Raw genomic sequence first — 16,702 nt, forward strand, 5'->3', positions numbered from 1 at the left:
TTTGTTGACTCGCGTGCTCTTGAGGTTATTTTCTAATCACTAAGCAACTAGGCGCTACGAAAATAATATGTTAAGTTAGCATAAGTATTTTATACATGATATACCGATATAATATGTATTATTATAAATATGAAATATAATGTTTGATATGAGCCGTGCTTATCAAATGGAAGTGTATTGTTAAAAAGCGCTAACCATAAAAACTCGTCATCAATCTCATCACAAACAGCAAATTTACAAGGAATGTGAATATGTTTAGTGTCATCACCAATGTGAGCGTGCAGCTGGTCAATCGCTATCTACCATCTCCGTTTGTCTTTTCAATTGTCTTAACGCTCATTGCGTTCGCGGTTGGCTTGGCTATTACTGGTCAAGATATGATTGCGATGGCAGGGCACTGGGGCAATGGACTGTGGTCATTACATAGCTTTGCGATGCAAATGGCGCTGATTCTGGTCACAGGTTACGCGTTTGCTAGTGCACCATTTATTCAACGGTTATTGGACAATCTTGCCAGCAGAGTTCATTCTCCTACGACTGCCATTGTCGTATCGACCTTGGTTGGGCTGGTCGGTTCGTGGATAAACTGGGGTTTTGGTCTGATTATCGGGGCCATTTTTGCTAAAGCACTGGCAAAGAAAGTCGCCAATGTTGATTATCCTTTACTCGTTGCGGCGGCTTATTCGGGTTTTGTGATTTGGCATGGCGGCTTCTCAGGCTCGATACCTTTGACGCTTAGTTCGGGTGGCGATACGCTACTGACGCTATCTGGCAATACGATGACCGAAGCAGTGCCTTTATCTCAGACTGTATTCGCAGGCTATAATTTACTGATTGTGGGTTTGCTTATTGTTATCTTGCCGCTGCTAAACCGCTTCATGCATCCCAAAAATCCTACCGTGATTGATCCAAAGCTGATTAAAGAAGAAGTGTACGTCGCGCCTTTAAGAGAGACGCCTGCGCAAAAGCTCGATGACAGTCGTATTATCGCTGTGATATTGCTGGCGTTAGCACTGATGTACTATATTAGCGAGTTTGGCAACAACGGCTTTAATCTAGGGTTAAACATTGTCATTGGGCTATTTTTATTCATTGGTTTGTTATCGCATGGTACGCTAGAGCGCTATTATCGCGCCGTACACTCAGGCATTGGCGGCATCACAGGTATTGTACTGCTGTTCCCGTTTTATGGCGGTATCATGGGAATTATGACGGGTGCCAATGCGGATGGCATCTCTATCAGTACGCAAATTACCGAGTTTTTTGTCAATTCTGCTTCCGCAGACAGTTTCCCAATATTTGCATTTCTAAGTGCTGGCCTAGTGAATGTCTTTGTACCATCGGGCGGTGGACAGTTTGCTGTTCAAGGCCCTGTTATGATTCCAGCTGGCATTGAGCTGGGTGTCAATCCAGCTATCACTGCGATGGCGATTGCATGGGGGGACGCGTGGACCAATATGATTCAACCGTTTTGGGCTTTGCCACTACTGGGTATCGCAGGTTTAGATGCACGAGCGATTATGGGCTACTGCTTGATCGTGCTTGCCGTATCTGGCGCAGTCATAATGGGCGTGTTTTGGTTGGTGGTATAAGGTTGTAATATTCAAAAGAAATAAAAGTCGTAAAATAAAATGCATGAAAAGTAATCATCAAATGGATATTTGATATAACTAAGTCAATATGGGCTTTACACGGATTAAAAAATATAAATGATAATCATAGGAGATAAGCATGAGTCAATCAAAAGTATATAAGAGTGCCGAAGAGGCGTTAAGCGGTATTGTTAGTGATGGGCAAACACTCGCTATCGGTGGTTTTGGTCTATGCGGTATTCCAGAAGCATTGATCGAAGCACTACGTGATAGTGGCGTTAGAGAGTTGACCTGTATCAGCAACAACGCTGGCGTCGATGATTTTGGACTTGGACTGCTACTACAGACCCGCCAAATCAAAAAAATGATTTCATCATACGTGGGTGAAAACAAAGAGTTTGAGCGCCAGTATTTGGCAGGCGAGTTAGAAGTTGAGCTAACCCCGCAAGGTACATTGGCTGAAAAGCTACGCTCAGGTGGTGCGGGTATTCCTGCGTTTTATACTGCAACGGGTGTGGGCACATTAGTTGCCGAAGGTAAAGAAACGCGTGATTTTGATGGTCGTACTTATGTGTTAGAGCATTCATTACGCGCGGATGTAGCACTCATCAAAGCACAGAAGGCCGATAAAGCCGGTAACTTGATATTTAATAAGACCGCTCGCAACTTCAACCCAGACTGCGCAATGGCTGGAAAAATCACCATCGTCGAAGTCGAAGAAATTGTAGAAACGGGCACATTTGATCCGGATGAAGTGCATCTACCAGGTATTTTTGTTCAACGTATTGTATTGAATGCTAGCCCTGAAAAACGTATCGAAAAAACCACGACTAAAGCTGTAGAAGGCGCGTAAATAAAAACGTGGTCGACGCTTAATCGTACGTGAAACCAATAGTTAATTTTAGATTGATAATAGTTCAGACAGCCAATTGATTAGATAACTGGTTGTCTAAATGAATAAAAATAGAATATCGCAAAAAATAAGGAAATCAGCATGGCATGGACAAGAGAGCAAATGGCGCAGCGCGCCGCAAAAGAGCTACAAGACGGCTACTATGTGAACCTAGGCATTGGTCTACCAACGTTGGTCGCCAACTATATTCCTGAAGGCGTAGACGTGTGGTTACAATCAGAGAATGGCTTGCTAGGTATTGGCGAGTTCCCTACAGCAGAACACGTCGATGCGGACTTGATTAACGCGGGCAAGCAAACCGTGACTGCAGAAGCTGGTGCTAGCTATTTTAGTAGCTCAGAGTCTTTCTCAATGATTCGTGGCGGTCATGTCAACTTGGCGATATTGGGTGCGATGGAAGTCTCAGAACAAGGCGACCTTGCCAACTGGATGATTCCTAAAAAAATGGTCAAAGGTATGGGCGGGGCGATGGATTTGGTCGCAGGCGTGCAGCGTGTGATTGTCCTCATGGAGCAGGTAAATAAGCATGGCGAACCAAAAATATTGGCAAACTGTGAGCTACCATTAACAGGCAAAGGCGTGGTTGATCGTATCATCACTGAGCTTGCCGTATTAGATGTTACTGATGAAGGCCTAAAACTGGTTGAATTAGCAGATGGTGTAAGCTTTGACGAGCTACAAGAAAAAACACCAGTAAGTATCATTCAGTAAACTTTGTACAGTAAAGTGACTGCCCTAAGATTAATATGTTTTATCCCGCAAATAAATACGCCACTATAATCATAGTGGCGTATTTGTTCAGTTCAATTTTATAAAAACTAATAATATTTTAGACCATGATAAGGAATATGTATGGCGACCCAATTAGAACAAGATTTGACAGGCAAAGTAGCATTGGTCACTGGCTCTGCAAGCGGTATTGGACGTGATATCGCTGAGACTTATGCAAAAGCAGGCGCAGCGGTTGGTATTGCTGATATCAACCTTGAAGCGGCACAAAAAACCGTTGACGCGATTGAAGCGGCTGGTGGACGTGCTCTGGCGATTGCCATGGATGTTACCTCGGAAGGTGCGGTAAACGATGGTGTACAGCAGCTAATCGATACTTTTGGCAGTATTGATATTTTGGTTTCTAATGCTGGTATACAGATCATCGACCCTATTGATAAAATGGCGTTTAGCGATTGGAAAAAAATGCTGAATATCCACTTAGATGGCGCTTTTTTGACCACTAAAGCTGCGATTAAGCACATGTATAAAGGTGATAAGGGCGGCACAGTTATTTATATGGGGTCTGCTCATTCGCATGAAGCCTCACTATACAAAGCCCCTTACGTAACCGCGAAGCACGGATTACTAGGACTGTGTCGTGTGTTAGCCAAAGAAGGTGCAGCGCATAAGGTACGTTCGCATGTGATTTGCCCAGGGTTTGTCAAAACGCCATTGGTAGAAAAACAAATCCCAGAGCAAGCAGCTGAAAAAGGCATCAGTGAAGAGTCGGTTATTAACGATATCATGCTGGTCAATACCGTAGATAAAGAGTTTACAACAGTAGAAGACATTGCCCAATTGGCGCTATTCTTAGCGGCTTTCCCAACCAATGTATTTACTGGGCAATCTATTGTTGCCAGTCATGGTTGGTTTATGAATTAATATATATACAACTTGCATATACCACAACGTCAGACCTACTGGCGTTGTGGTTTTTTTATGCGTCTAATTCAGCTACACTGTCACGATAGAAGGTTTGGCTAATATATTCATTAACGCTATCGGTTGCGAGGTATGCAATGAGATAGCTTAAGCAATTTACCAGATCTACCCACTTGTATAGGCCATAATAGTAGCTATGTTTAACTTTATGAAGAAAAAAACCACAAAAACCGAGACGCCTCAGCAGCAGGCAGAGCGTGATAGTGCCGTTGACAAAGTATTGCTTGGGTATCAAATAGGAGCAGTCAGCATTGCGACGATGGTCACAGGACTTAAGCGTGATGGCGAAGCACTTACGTTAGACCTGCGTTTGCCGAAAGACAGCAACCCTGAAGCTGTCCAACAAGAGCTTGGTCAATTGCTGCATCCTCATGGCATTACTACGATTCATATGAATGTGCGTCTACCTGCGCCAGAAAAAGGGTCAGGTTCAAGCTTACCAAAGCAGATGCCAAAGACAACCAATGCGATGGAATCTCAGCCTTCATCTGGCGCTAATGACAACGCGAGTAATGCCAGTAACGCTAACGCCGAGCCGCCAATTACCAAAGCTGCTCCAACACAATCTTCATTAGCTGCGCATCCTCGTATCCGCCATATTATTGTTGTGGCATCAGGTAAGGGCGGCGTTGGCAAATCAACGACGACTGTGAACATCGCACTGGCATTACAGAAGCTGGGCAACCGCGTGGGCGTGCTCGACGCAGATATTTATGGGCCTAGCATGCCAACCATGCTGGGCGTTGCCGATGTGAAGCCGCAATTAGAGAATGAGCAGTTCGTGCCAGTGGATGCGCATGGTATCGCAATGCTCTCTATTGGTAGCTTGCTTGATGGGGAGAACACACCAGTTGCGTGGCGTGGACCAAAGGCGACGGGTGCACTGATGCAGCTCTATAATCAAACCAACTGGCCAAAGCTCGATTACTTGGTGATTGATATGCCGCCAGGTACGGGCGATATACAACTGACATTGGCACAGCGTATTCCAGTGACAGGCGCTGTCATCGTCACGACGCCGCAGCACGTTGCGCTACTCGATGCGCAAAAAGGCGTTGAGATGTTTAACAAGACTAATATTCCTGTGCTTGGCGTAGTTGAGAACATGGCGCTACACACGTGTAGCAACTGTAATCATACCGAAGCGATTTTTGGTACGGGCGGCGGTGAGATTATCGCTGAGCAGTATCAGGTGCCACTATTAGGGCAACTGCCACTTGCCAGTGGTATCCGCGCCCAAGTCGATAAAGGCGAGCCAAGTGTATTGGCTGATGATGAATTTGCAAAGTATTATCTAGACATTGCCAAAAACATCGAAACCAATATCAATAAATTTGCCAAACCTGTTGATGATAAGCGGATTTTTTGATGATGGAGAAGTAGCCTAAGCTGGCGACTTTTAAAGTGAATGTATTGTCTAAAAAGAGGATATCTTGAACTTATCTATTTATCAGAGCCATTTAGACAATACTCCCAAGCAGTATAGAGTCTTACGATTATTTCGCCCGCCGATATACATCATTGAACTCTCAAACAATCAGTTGATTGCCGTTTGCTACTATAAAGATGGTAGTAGCAAACGCTATCAGATTAATGCTGACTTTAGCAATCGCCGAATGGTAATTGCCGATTTTAACAAATTCACAAAGGCTCTCGCTGAGCTATTAAAAAAGTTTCCAAGACACTTTTTATGGGTGAGTGCGCTTGCATCAATCAATGTTACAGAAACACTAGCAGATGGATTAACCAATATTGAAGTTAAGGTGATAACTGAAGCATTTTTTGTGGGTGCTGTACAGGCAAAAAGAAGAATTTCACATAGCACCGTGAGCTATCAAGGACAGATAGTACCTTTAGAAAAATTTGGCTAGGATGCCGATATCATGAATAAAAGCCACGACAAACCGTATACTGCCGCTAACTTAAAACTGGCAAATCTCGAATATCTTATCCAAAATGGTCAGCCTGTTTTTGGTGTTTTCTCCCAAGTCAAAAGTATCAACTACTTAGACTATTATAGTTATCTCATTTCACAAAAATCCTTACCTAACTGGCGTAAAGAACTAAAAGCCAACCAATTCTGTTTCATTCAGATACTCCAGCCCCCTTATCGAGTGTGCCTCGCGCTCGCAACGATTAAGCTTGCGACTAGTGCTTTCGTTTACATTTATAATGAGGATACTCAGCAGCTGGAAGTCTGTGAGGCGCTACAGCCTTTGACGCATCATACGCACTTAGACGGTGATGGTTATCAGGGGCAGATGGCATTTACACATACAAAGCTCAGCGTCACCTTGGATTTTAGTCCTGCTCAGATGACTATTGCGCTCGACAGTCAGTATGTTGCAATAACAGCAGCGTTAGCACGAAGCGCACAACCGTTAGCCATATGTACGCCGACTGGTAGGCGTGGCTGGACGTTTACGCAAAAAGAGCCGTTGACCTCACTATCTGGGCATTTGCTCATTAAAGCCAACTCAGCAGTTAATACTCCTGACGCTCAACCTCAAAAAATAACCTTCACCGATGCTACTATTGCCAATCTAGATTGGACGCTCGGCTATATGCGTCATGAGACCAATTGGTTTTGGGGCTGTATCACTAGCTATTTGTCAGATGGTCGACACTTTTTGCTCAATATGTCTATGGGTGTTAATGAAACAGGAGCCAGTGAAAATGCTTGCTGGCTTGATGGGCAAATATTCTATTTACCACCCGTTATGTTTGCTCGTGAGGATTCAAATATTCGATCAAGTCAGCCAGACAGTCTTGAGCCAAGTGTGGAAAGTGATGCTAGCGCCACAAAGCTGTGGCGTATTTATCATCAAAATCTAGGGTGGAGCAATGTCGATATTGATTTGAGCTTCACACCGATTACCGTCTATAAAAAGACTGATAATTTTGGTGTGATAGCCAGTATCTTTGAGCAATGGATAGGTTTTTATAGTGGTGAAATTCGAATAAGAGATGAAGTCATTAGGCTTGATAATATCATGGGGCTCGCAGAAGATCATTTTTCCAAATGGTAGCTTCTAAAATATAAGATGGGGATAAATGAGATTATTGGCTGTATTCAGTTTTAAGTAGCCGCTCCTCTATAAATTCAGCCGTCAATTCCGTATAATCGTCGCTATTAAATATTTGCTAAGGAACAACAATGTCTATTAAGTCTGACCGCTGGATTCGTAAAATGGCCGAAGAGCATGGCATGATTGAGCCATACGAGCCAGGTCAAGTACGCTTCAATGATGCAGGCGAGCGTTTGGTGAGCTACGGTACGTCAAGCTACGGTTACGACGTACGCTGTGCGCCTGAATTCAAAGTTTTTACCAACGTACATTCAGTGGTCGTTGACCCTAAAAATTTCGATGATAAAAGCTTTATCGATATCGTCGGTGATGAGTGCATCATTCCACCAAATTCATTTGCCTTAGCACGTACCATGGAGTATTTCCGTATTCCACGCGATGTACTGACCATTTGCCTAGGCAAGTCAACGTACGCGCGCTGCGGTATCATTGTCAATGTCACGCCACTTGAGCCTGAGTGGGAAGGGCATGTGACGCTTGAATTTAGTAACACTACCAATCTACCAGCTCGTATTTATGCGGGTGAAGGCGTGGCGCAAATGCTATTTTTCCAAAGCGATGCTGATGATGTGTGTGAGACCAGCTACAAAGATCGCGGCGGTAAATATCAAGGCCAGCGCGGCGTGACCTTGCCAAGAACCTAGTCAAAGATAAAGTCTCAAGTTTTTGAGTAGACAATAAAAAGCCAGTCATAGTAAACATGACTGGCTTTTTTATTATGTGAAAAGTAATGAGTGTAAATCTCTAATTACTTTAAAACTTTTAAACCTGCTTTGTTATCACGCTTCGGTTTAGGTGCGGTAGCAGGTTTTTTACTAGCAATCGGTGCGTCGTCGTCTTCTGGTACATAGTTATCATATTCTTTTGGATCAAAGAACATCCCTTGCGAATTTTCTTTAGCATAAATGCCCATTACTGCAGTGAGCGGTACCCAAATCTCCTGTGAGACGCCACCAAAACGCGCACTAAAATGTATGTAGTCATTTTCCATACTCATATTACCAGTTGCACGGCTGGCGATATTTAGTACGATACGACCATCTTGCACGTGCTCGGTTGGTATCTGTACGTTATCAGCAGTAGCATCGACCATCAGATAAGGCGTCAAGGCGTTGTCTTCTATCCATTGATATAGTGCACGTACCATATAAGGACGGGTAGGTGTAATAGAGGTGGTTTCGCTCATCTAATGATTTCCTATACTAATGATGTTCAATAATGAAAAGATATTTTATTTAGCAAATTATCGCACAATAATTGCAAGTCAATTTCTGTTATATTGGTACTTATTCTAAGGCAGCTTCTTATACTTGTCTAATCAACGTACGCTTTTTTGGAAGCTACTACGCTCAAACACTCTCGTTTGATATTCAAATATCGGACGGCTGATAGCACGTGGCAGCTCAATACCCATTTCATCCAATCGCCATAATAGGGGTGCTAATAACACGTCACACCAACCAAACTCATCGGCCATAAAGTAAGGCTTATGAGCGAACAGCGGCGACAGAGTAATCAATGAATCACTGAGTTGTTTTTTGGCAACGGCAGCCTGTGCTTTATTAAAACTATCTGGATGTGTGAGGAGGCGCTTGCCAAGTACGAGCCAATCACGCTGAATGCGCCATGCCAATTGGCGAAACTGTGCACGTTTCTGCGGTGTCTCAGGGAGCAGTTTGTTTGTGTGATAACGCTCTTCAAGATATTCAAAAATAACATTAATCTCATAAAGCGCAATCTCACGCTGCTGCAATACAGGTAAGGTATGATAGGGATTAAGCTCAGTTAAGTCTTCAGGGCGCTCAGAGTGCAAGCGCGATAGGTAATACTCTAGTTTTTTTTCTTCAAGTAATAGGCGTACCACATGACTGTCGTAGCCGTCATCAGCATATAAAATTAGCTGACTACTTGGAATGTCATTCGCATCAATCATGAAAGCCTAATGTTAAGAGTAAAGGTTGTCATCGTAAACAAACTCGCAACGTTTATCAAGGTAGTGTGCGTAAACATTAGCGCTGAATGGCTTATTTTCCGGCTTATCTGGTATTTCAGCTTAATGTCAAAGCACAAAAAAAGGCACTACCGAAGTAGTGCCTTTTTTAATTATCAGAACTGTCTGCTAATTATTACTTATTTGACGTCTTTCCAGAATTCTTTGTTCAACAAGTAAACTGGGATGAGTAGTACTAACAAGAATAAAATAACAAAGAAACCAATGACTTGACGGTCGTGACGAGCAGGCTCACCCATCCAAGCCATAAAGTTGACTAAGTCACCAACTTCAGATTCAAATTCTTCTTGGCTTAGCTCTTCTTGCATATTATGCAATACGTGGGGCATAGCAGCATTGGCCAGTACTAAGTTGTTAGCGCCCCAAGGACGACTTGGATCTTCATAGAATGATAATAGGTATGTGTATACCCAGTCATCACCGCGCAGTCTCGTCTCAAGTGACAGATCAGGAGGTGCAGCACCAAACCAAGACGCTTGAACCTCAGGGTCTATCTCAGCAGTAATGTGGTCACCGATTTGATCGGTGGTAACCATCAAATACTTTTCAACCAACTCAGGCGGTATCTCTAAATCTTGTGCAATACGCGAGTGACGAACATACTTGGCTGAGTGGCACCCAGCACAGTAGTTCATAAAGATTTTCGCGCCGTTCTGTAGTGAGCCTTTATTGGTAAAATCAATTGGGGCTGTACTACAGGCCAAATGCTCATCAACACCTTCAGCATTAGTAAACGTACCACAACCACTGCCTTCAGCCATTGCTGTACCAGCAGTCAAGGTCAATGCCGCGCCTAAGCCTAGACCCGCTAGGGATTTGATTAGCGTGCTCATTAGTGACCTCCGGTAACGCGTTCTGGTGGCTGTTTACACTTCTCGATGGCAGTGTAAAACGGCATCAGTAAGAAGAATAAGAAATATAGAATCGTGAATACACGAGCCATAATAGTCGCAGTTGGCGTTGCAGGTGTCGCACCTAAATAGCCAAGTACGATAAAGCTAATAGCAAAGACAGTTAGTGCAATCTTAGACAAGATACCTTTGTAGCGTATTGAGCGTACAGGTGATCTGTCGAGCCACGGTATCAAGAATAGTACAGCGATGGCCGCACCCATGGCGATGACACCGCCCAGCTTACTTGGAACCGCACGCAAGATAGCGTAGAAAGGCGTGTAGTACCATACTGGTGCAATATGCGCTGGTGTTTTCAGTGAGTTCGCTGTCTCAAAGTTTGGTGGCTCAAGGAAGAAACCGCCGCCTTCAGGGAAGAAGAACACCACCGCAAAGAAACAGATAAAGAATACTACAATACCTACCATATCATGCACAGTGTAGTATGGATGGAATTCGATACCGTCTAATGGTACGCCATTTTTGTCTTTTAGCTTCTTAATATCGATACCATCAGGGTTGTTAGAACCTACATGGTGCAATGCGACAATGTGCATGAAGACCAAGCCCACAAGGACCAATGGAATAGCGACAACGTGTAGCGCAAAGAAGCGGTTTAGGGTGATACCTGAGATGATATAGTCACCACGTACCCACTCAGCAAGACCGTCACCGATTACCGGCAGCGCCGCAGGAAGGTTTAAGATAACCTGAGCACCCCAAAATGACATGTTGCCCCAAGGGAGTAGGTATCCAAAGAAACCTTCGGCCATAAGAGCCAAATAGATGCCCATACCGATGAGCCAAATAAGCTCACGAGGTTTTTGATATGAGCCGTAGAGCAGTGCTCTAAACATATGCAAATACACCACGACAAAGAACGCTGAGGCGCCAGTCGAGTGCATATAACGGATGAGCCAACCGCCTTTGACATCACGCATGATGTATTCTACAGACGCAAATGCGCCCTCGGCACTAGGATTGTACATCATCGTCAGCCAAATACCAGTCACCAACTGGTTGACCAGTACAACCATTGACAATACGCCAAAGAAGTACCAAAAGTTAAAGTTCTTTGGTGCGTAGTACTTTGACATGTGGTATTCGTAGGTTTCAGTCGCTGGAAAACGCGCGTCCACCCAATGCATTAACTTTTTACCCATACTCATGTTAAGCCTCCCCAACCGTCAAAATGGTACCATCCATACCATATTCTGGAACGGGTAAATTAAGCGGTGCAGGAACGCCACTATATACGCGGCCTGCTAAGTCATATTTTGACCCGTGGCACGGACAGAAAAACCCGCCGTACCAATCATTGCCACCTAAATCCACCGCGCCCACATCAGGACGGTAGTTTGGTGCACAGCCTAAATGAGTACAAACGCCTTCCACAACCAATACGGTTGGTTCTATCGAGCGAGTAGGGTTTTTGCAATATTCTGGCTGTAGAGACGCATCAGACTCAGGATCAGATAATAAAGGCGTAACTGATTCTAGTCCTGCGACCATGTCTTCTGTGCGTTTAACGACATAAATAGGTTTGCCACGGTATTTGACAACAATCATTTGTCCATCTTCGATAGCACCAATATCTTGGGTTACTGCAGCCCCTGCAGCCTCAGCTTTAGCGCTTGGGTACCAAGAACGGACAAAAGGTGTCGCCACGGCAGCTACCCCAGCTGCACCAATCGCGGCAGTTGAGGCAATAAGAACTCTACGGCGTTGTACATTAACGCCTTCGGCTTGGCTCATTAATACTTCCTCCAGGTGAATGAAATGGGATTATCCCACACTGGGTTTGTGGCTTAGAAAATATACAATATCAAGCCACTTTAGCTGTGCCTAATTTTGCTAATTGTTACTATTCTAAGCTATTTCGGTGATAAAATAAATTATTGCGTTAAAAATAAAGCAACCTTAATAGGGCATATTAGGGGGTTGAATATGATAACCATATTAAAACAGTCGGATTATCAATGTTTAACGCCAACTTTGCTTTTATAGGGATTGTAAATGTCATGACCTTATAATTAATAAGGATTTTTCAGCAATAGCGAATGATACTTGAAATTACGAAAATGTTCACTAACTTTCACCATCTCACTACTGGATAAAACGAATATCACCACTCTATATATAATAAAGTGGTGATGCTTTCAGAATAATTAATAATGCTTTATCAGACTATCAGAAACTTGTTTATCGAAATACGCAATGCAAAGTACATATGCGATATTCTAATAAATGTGGCTAGAGAAGTGCCATTATTAGTCTTCAAGCTCGCTCCAACGCTCAAGCTTACTCATCATTTCATCTTCGATGGCCAACAAGCGCTCACTTGCGGCTGTCGCTGCATCAAAGTCGGTATTAAACCAAGAGCCATCAGCCAATTTTTCTTGTAGTTGAGTTTGTTCGGCTTCGAGTGCGGCGATTTCTTTGGGTAAGCTATCTAGCTCGCGCTGCTCATTGAAGTTGAGCTTTTTGGCGGCTTTATTTGGCTTCCCAGCGTCAGCTTTATTGGCTGATTTTGACGCTTTAGTATTGCTAACGGGTGCTTTTGCGGCGCGCGCGGCTTCCTCGCGGTTTTTTTGTATCAAGTACTCTTGATAACCGCCGACATACTCTTTGACGATGCCATTGCCATTTTCATCCGTGTCAAATACCCAGGTGGAGGTGACCACATTGTCCATAAATGAGCGGTCATGACTGATCAGCAAGATGGTACCGTTAAAGCTGCTGACCGACTCTTCTAATAGCTCAAGGGTGGCCATATCCAAATCGTTGGTTGGCTCATCAAGTACTAATATGTTGGCAGGTTTTAATAACTGCTTGGCAAGCAATACACGGTTACGCTCACCACCGGACAAGGCTTTGACAGGGGTACGTGCACGCTCTGGTGCAAATAAGAAGTCTTGTAAATAGCTCATGATATGTGTCTTGCGACCGCCAACTTCGACAAAGTCAGAACCTTCTGAGACGTTTTGCGCGACGCTGGCTTCAAGATCTAGCTGATCACGCAGCTGATCAAAAAAGGCAATTTGCAAATTGGTGCCAAGCGTGACGCTGCCGGTCTTGGTGACCTCGTCATCCGACATATCGAGTAGGGCTTTGATAAGGGTGGTTTTACCAGCACCGTTAGGGCCGACAATACCGATTTTGTCGCCGCGCATAATAGTGGTCGTAAAGTTGTCAACCAGTACATTACCCTCATATTCAAGGTGCAGGTTTTTGACTTTACAAACGAGCTTGCCGCTTTTTTCGCCTTGACCCATCGTGATGTTTACATTACCCACTTGCTCACGGCGTTCGCGGCGCTCTTCACGCAATGCTTTTAGTTCACGGACGCGGCCCTCATTGCGGGTACGGCGAGCTTTGATGCCTTGACGAATCCAGACTTCTTCTTGCGCCAGTTTTTTATCAAAATTGGCGTTGTTCTTTTCTTCAGCCTGTAATTGTAGCTCTTTTAGCTCTTGATAACGAGCGTAGCCTTTGGCGCCTTGAGTGACGTCATAGCTGGTCAATTGACCACGGTCAAGCTCTACAATACGAGTCGCAAGCTTATCAACGAATGCTCTATCGTGGGTGACAAACAGTAGAGTTAGACCTTGCCAATCGAGCAAGAAGCGCTCTAACCACTCAATACTATCAACGTCTAGATGGTTGGTTGGCTCATCAAGTAGGAGTACATCAGGTTTGGTGACCAGCGCACGAGCAAGTAATACGCGGCGCTTACGACCACCAGAGAGTGATGACAAATCATCTTCCGGATCAAGTCCCATTGTTGTGATCAGACGCATGGCATCACGTTCTAAGTCCCAGCCATGGACGGCGTCGATATCATGCTGCAAGGTCGCCATGTGCTCGCAAGCGTCCATGTCGCCATTGGCGCACATCTCCACTTGCTTATTATAATTGATCAGCAGCTCAGCTGTGCGGCGGCTACCGCCCATGACGATATCGAGTATGCGTCCGCTCGACTCGGGGACGTCTTGCTCAAGCATCGCAACACGCATACTGCTGTTGGTGATGATCTCACCACTATCTGGCTGCAATGAGCCATTAATCAGTTTGAATAAGGTGGATTTACCTTCGCCATTGCGGCCAATCAAACACACACGCTCGCCTGAATTGATAGAAAAATCAATACCATCAAGAACAGGCGCGACGCCAAACGCTAAGTGAATGTCTTTTAAATGAATCAGTGCCATAGAGTATCTTAAGCTTATATAATAGTGAGGTAGGGGTTGTTGCAAAATTGCCAGCAGTATAACATGCCACCGCGCAACTGTAGTGCGAGTAAATCGTTTTATCAGTACTATTTATAGCTTTTATTCATAGCGGCTATTTTTTGTTTAGCATGATGGATTTAATGATGCCACTTAGGTTTTGTCACCTATTTTACTTGATAAACCTTTCAGCCTTATATTTACGATACTTTAGAGAAAAATATGAATCAATCTAATAACAAAGATGCTGCTGCGAGCATACAAGACGACTTGCAAACCCAAGTAATTGATCTGCAAATGAATGTAGCGCACCTTGAGATTACAGTAGAAAGGCTTGATGAGGTGATCGCACGTCAAGATAAAGATATTCAGACATTACAGCGTCAGCTACAACTGATTTATAAGCAAATAGAAAATCAAGACCCAGAGAGTGGTATTGCCCCATTTGATGTGATGGCGGATAGACCACCACATTACTGAAAAATAATAGCAAGTAAGATAACCAATAGTAAATAGTCGCAATATGTATATTTTTAGATAAAGGTACCCTTTGGTGACTTAATAGTCATAATATGGAAATAATGTATTTTGGCAGTTGTTTTAGTGTTAAAAAATCTTTACTATCTTCCACCTCGGATGCTGCTTACTTAAGAGAATTAAGTAAAGCAGTAAAACAATGCGGATGTTTGGAGATGTAAAATGCGCGCCACCTTTCACTTAAAAACTCTTGCAGTAGCTGTTGCTGCTCTATCTGTCGCTAGCGCTGCTAGTGCTGCTGGTCTTGACCGTTCAGGCCAAGATGTCACCGCATTCCTACAAGATGGTACTTATGCTGAAGCTGTCTATACCTATATCGATGCGGACGTGACGGGTAAAGATACTTCAGGTAATAAGATTGATGATATCGCAGAGTCTTATGACTTTTTCCGTTATGGCGTAAAAGCAGACATCAACGACACGTTTAGTGTTGGCGTCTTATATGATGAGCCTTTTGGCGCAGCCGCTGACTATACTGGTGATAATAACTTTGTAAATGCAAACGGTGAGGGTACTAACGTAGAAGTACGTACAGAGAGTATTACTGGTATCCTTGGTGCGAAGTTTGGTCAAAATAAAAACTTCCAAGTATACGGTGGCCCAGTTGCTCAGCGCGTAAAGGCAGATGTAAAGCTACGCGGTCCTGCTTATGAAGCTGCGAACGGTTACACTACGAATATTAATGCTGATCAAGATTACGGTTATATCGCAGGCGTAGCTTATAGCAAGCCTGAAATTGCGTTAAAAGCATCATTAACATACCGATCGGAAATCGAACATAACGCTCAAGCATCTGAAATTTATCCTGTTGTAGGTTCTGGTCTTATACCAGCTCCTGTGGTTTCTGCACTTGGTCTGTCAACAAACAGAGTTGATAGTATTGAAATAACTACGCCTGAATCAGTGAACTTTGATTTTCAAACTGGCATCAACCCTACAACCCTAGCGACTGCCAAAGTACGTTGGGTACCATGGAGTGATTTTGCTATCGTACCATCACTATATAACGATGTTAGCAAGATTTCGACTCAGGATGATAAGGGGTTAGCGTTAGTTAGCTATGATGACGACCAATGGCAAGTAGAGCTAGGATTGGCTAAGCGTGTCGCGCCAGCACTTGCTATCAGTGGTACTGTTGGTTGGGATAGTGGTGCAGGTGACCCAGTCACCTCATTAGGTCCTATCGAAGGCTATTATAGTGCTGGTCTTGGCGCGAAATATAATGTGACCGAAAACTGGGCGATATCTGCTGGCGGTAAATACTTATGGTTCGGTGATGCCAAAGGTCAAATCCCAACTAAGACGATCGTTAGTGATTTCGAAAGTAACGATGGTTTTGTATTGGGTGTAAAGGTATCTTACCAAGCTCAGTAAATCACAAATAAATTATGTGATACTGTTTGCTACTAATATAAAAAAGCGATCCTTTAAGGGTCGCTTTTTTATTATGTGTTTTTAAAAATCACATTTAACAGACTATAGGTAAAAATATTTATTTTCTGGCTATAGACCTTACCGTAAAAATCACATTAAAGACAAAAAGTAAACCACAGTATTTTATTTATATCTTATATGTACTGTTCAGTCATAATTGAGAAATAAAGCACTTTTAATGTTGTTTTAGTGTCAAAAAGACATTAGTATTCAACTTAGGACAAAACTTTAGTAATATCAATATCGAGCATAGCAATGCTACATAATGGTTATTAAAGTATTAATACAACAAGG

General features: G+C 43.5%; 16 protein-coding genes. 10 read left to right on the forward strand and 6 right to left on the reverse strand.

What is annotated here, in order from left to right:
- Window positions 1–251 precede the first annotated feature (251 nt).
- The 8 genes from I3255_RS04685 to dcd all read left to right on the forward strand — a co-directional run bounded on the left by I3255_RS04685 (window position 252) and on the right by dcd (window position 7,951).
- Entirely contained in the window at window positions 252–1,592 is a 1,341-nt protein-coding gene (locus tag I3255_RS04685) for a TIGR00366 family protein (protein WP_238037375.1), read from the forward strand.
- A gap of 139 nt (window positions 1,593–1,731) precedes the next feature.
- On the forward strand, window positions 1,732–2,445 hold the full coding sequence (locus tag I3255_RS04690; RefSeq protein ID WP_238037377.1) for a CoA transferase subunit A: 714 nt from the start codon (window positions 1,732–1,734) through the stop codon (window positions 2,443–2,445).
- 141 nt (window positions 2,446–2,586) lie between these two features.
- On the forward strand, window positions 2,587–3,216 hold the full coding sequence (locus tag I3255_RS04695) for a 3-oxoacid CoA-transferase subunit B (RefSeq protein ID WP_238037380.1): 630 nt from the start codon (window positions 2,587–2,589) through the stop codon (window positions 3,214–3,216).
- Window positions 3,217–3,357: 141 nt separating this feature from the next.
- Window positions 3,358–4,158 carry a 3-hydroxybutyrate dehydrogenase gene (locus tag I3255_RS04700; RefSeq protein ID WP_238037382.1) on the forward strand — a complete coding sequence of 267 codons (801 nt, stop codon included), beginning with the start codon at window positions 3,358–3,360 and terminating at the stop codon, window positions 4,156–4,158.
- Between the two features lie 196 nt (window positions 4,159–4,354).
- Entirely contained in the window at window positions 4,355–5,587 is a 1,233-nt protein-coding gene (gene apbC, locus I3255_RS04705) for an iron-sulfur cluster carrier protein ApbC (RefSeq protein ID WP_238037383.1), read from the forward strand.
- 64 nt (window positions 5,588–5,651) lie between these two features.
- Window positions 5,652–6,089: a hypothetical protein gene (locus tag I3255_RS04710; protein ID WP_238037384.1), complete on the forward strand. Its 438-nt coding sequence runs from the start codon at window positions 5,652–5,654 to the stop codon at window positions 6,087–6,089.
- A 12-nt stretch (window positions 6,090–6,101) separates the two neighbouring features.
- Complete coding sequence (locus I3255_RS04715; RefSeq protein WP_238037385.1) at window positions 6,102–7,247, forward strand: DUF2804 domain-containing protein; 1,146 nt, start codon at window positions 6,102–6,104, stop codon at window positions 7,245–7,247.
- Between the two features lie 128 nt (window positions 7,248–7,375).
- A complete protein-coding gene (gene dcd, locus I3255_RS04720; RefSeq protein ID WP_058024138.1) occupies window positions 7,376–7,951 on the forward strand; it encodes a dCTP deaminase in 576 nt (191 codons plus the stop codon).
- 104 nt (window positions 7,952–8,055) lie between these two features.
- On the opposite strand, the gene I3255_RS04725 is transcribed toward dcd, so the two are convergent.
- The 6 genes from I3255_RS04725 to I3255_RS04750 all read right to left on the reverse strand — a co-directional run bounded on the left by I3255_RS04725 (window position 8,056) and on the right by I3255_RS04750 (window position 14,419).
- Window positions 8,056–8,493 (reverse strand): ClpXP protease specificity-enhancing factor, encoded by a 438-nt coding sequence (locus tag I3255_RS04725; protein WP_238037387.1) that lies wholly within the window; start codon window positions 8,491–8,493, stop codon window positions 8,056–8,058.
- Between the two features lie 132 nt (window positions 8,494–8,625).
- Window positions 8,626–9,240 (reverse strand): glutathione S-transferase N-terminal domain-containing protein, encoded by a 615-nt coding sequence (locus I3255_RS04730; protein WP_238037389.1) that lies wholly within the window; start codon window positions 9,238–9,240, stop codon window positions 8,626–8,628.
- A 197-nt stretch (window positions 9,241–9,437) separates the two neighbouring features.
- Entirely contained in the window at window positions 9,438–10,151 is a 714-nt protein-coding gene (locus tag I3255_RS04735; protein WP_071001276.1) for a cytochrome c1, read from the reverse strand.
- The gene (locus I3255_RS04740; RefSeq protein ID WP_197496753.1) at window positions 10,151–11,356 is read right to left on the reverse strand and encodes a cytochrome bc complex cytochrome b subunit; all 1,206 of its coding nucleotides are present in this window, start codon (window positions 11,354–11,356) and stop codon (window positions 10,151–10,153) included. Before I3255_RS04740 ends, I3255_RS04735 begins: the two co-directional genes overlap by 1 nt.
- A 22-nt stretch (window positions 11,357–11,378) precedes the next feature.
- A complete protein-coding gene (gene petA, locus I3255_RS04745) occupies window positions 11,379–11,963 on the reverse strand; it encodes a ubiquinol-cytochrome c reductase iron-sulfur subunit (RefSeq protein WP_071001278.1) in 585 nt (194 codons plus the stop codon).
- Window positions 11,964–12,478: 515 nt separating this feature from the next.
- Window positions 12,479–14,419, reverse strand: coding sequence for an ATP-binding cassette domain-containing protein (locus tag I3255_RS04750; RefSeq protein ID WP_071001279.1), 1,941 nt, complete (start codon window positions 14,417–14,419; stop codon window positions 12,479–12,481).
- A 240-nt stretch (window positions 14,420–14,659) separates the two neighbouring features.
- On the opposite strand from I3255_RS04750, the gene I3255_RS04755 reads away from it, so the two are divergent.
- Window positions 14,660–14,917: a SlyX family protein gene (locus tag I3255_RS04755; protein WP_058024131.1), complete on the forward strand. Its 258-nt coding sequence runs from the start codon at window positions 14,660–14,662 to the stop codon at window positions 14,915–14,917.
- Between the two features lie 219 nt (window positions 14,918–15,136).
- Window positions 15,137–16,348, forward strand: coding sequence for an outer membrane protein transport protein (locus I3255_RS04760; RefSeq protein ID WP_071001280.1), 1,212 nt, complete (start codon window positions 15,137–15,139; stop codon window positions 16,346–16,348).
- Window positions 16,349–16,702: the final 354 nt, after the last annotated feature.

It is taken from the genome of Psychrobacter sp. Ps6, from assembly GCF_022129235.1.
Classification (GTDB): Bacteria; Pseudomonadota; Gammaproteobacteria; order Pseudomonadales; family Moraxellaceae; genus Psychrobacter.

Coding starts and splice junctions, on each gene's coding strand:
- dcd (WP_058024138.1), top strand. CDS start 7,376: ATGTCTATTAAGTCTGACCGCTGGATTCGTAAAATGGCCGAAGAGCAT.
- I3255_RS04755 (WP_058024131.1), top strand. CDS start 14,660: ATGAATCAATCTAATAACAAAGATGCTGCTGCGAGCATACAAGACGAC.
- apbC (WP_238037383.1), top strand. CDS start 4,355: ATGTTTAACTTTATGAAGAAAAAAACCACAAAAACCGAGACGCCTCAG.
- I3255_RS04700 (WP_238037382.1), top strand. CDS start 3,358: ATGGCGACCCAATTAGAACAAGATTTGACAGGCAAAGTAGCATTGGTC.
- petA (WP_071001278.1), bottom strand. CDS start 11,963: ATGAGCCAAGCCGAAGGCGTTAATGTACAACGCCGTAGAGTTCTTATT.
- I3255_RS04685 (WP_238037375.1), top strand. CDS start 252: ATGTTTAGTGTCATCACCAATGTGAGCGTGCAGCTGGTCAATCGCTAT.
- I3255_RS04690 (WP_238037377.1), top strand. CDS start 1,732: ATGAGTCAATCAAAAGTATATAAGAGTGCCGAAGAGGCGTTAAGCGGT.
- I3255_RS04725 (WP_238037387.1), bottom strand. CDS start 8,493: ATGAGCGAAACCACCTCTATTACACCTACCCGTCCTTATATGGTACGT.
- I3255_RS04760 (WP_071001280.1), top strand. CDS start 15,137: ATGCGCGCCACCTTTCACTTAAAAACTCTTGCAGTAGCTGTTGCTGCT.
- I3255_RS04750 (WP_071001279.1), bottom strand. CDS start 14,419: ATGGCACTGATTCATTTAAAAGACATTCACTTAGCGTTTGGCGTCGCG.
- I3255_RS04740 (WP_197496753.1), bottom strand. CDS start 11,356: ATGCATTGGGTGGACGCGCGTTTTCCAGCGACTGAAACCTACGAATAC.
- I3255_RS04730 (WP_238037389.1), bottom strand. CDS start 9,240: ATGATTGATGCGAATGACATTCCAAGTAGTCAGCTAATTTTATATGCT.
- I3255_RS04715 (WP_238037385.1), top strand. CDS start 6,102: ATGAATAAAAGCCACGACAAACCGTATACTGCCGCTAACTTAAAACTG.
- I3255_RS04695 (WP_238037380.1), top strand. CDS start 2,587: ATGGCATGGACAAGAGAGCAAATGGCGCAGCGCGCCGCAAAAGAGCTA.
- I3255_RS04735 (WP_071001276.1), bottom strand. CDS start 10,151: ATGAGCACGCTAATCAAATCCCTAGCGGGTCTAGGCTTAGGCGCGGCA.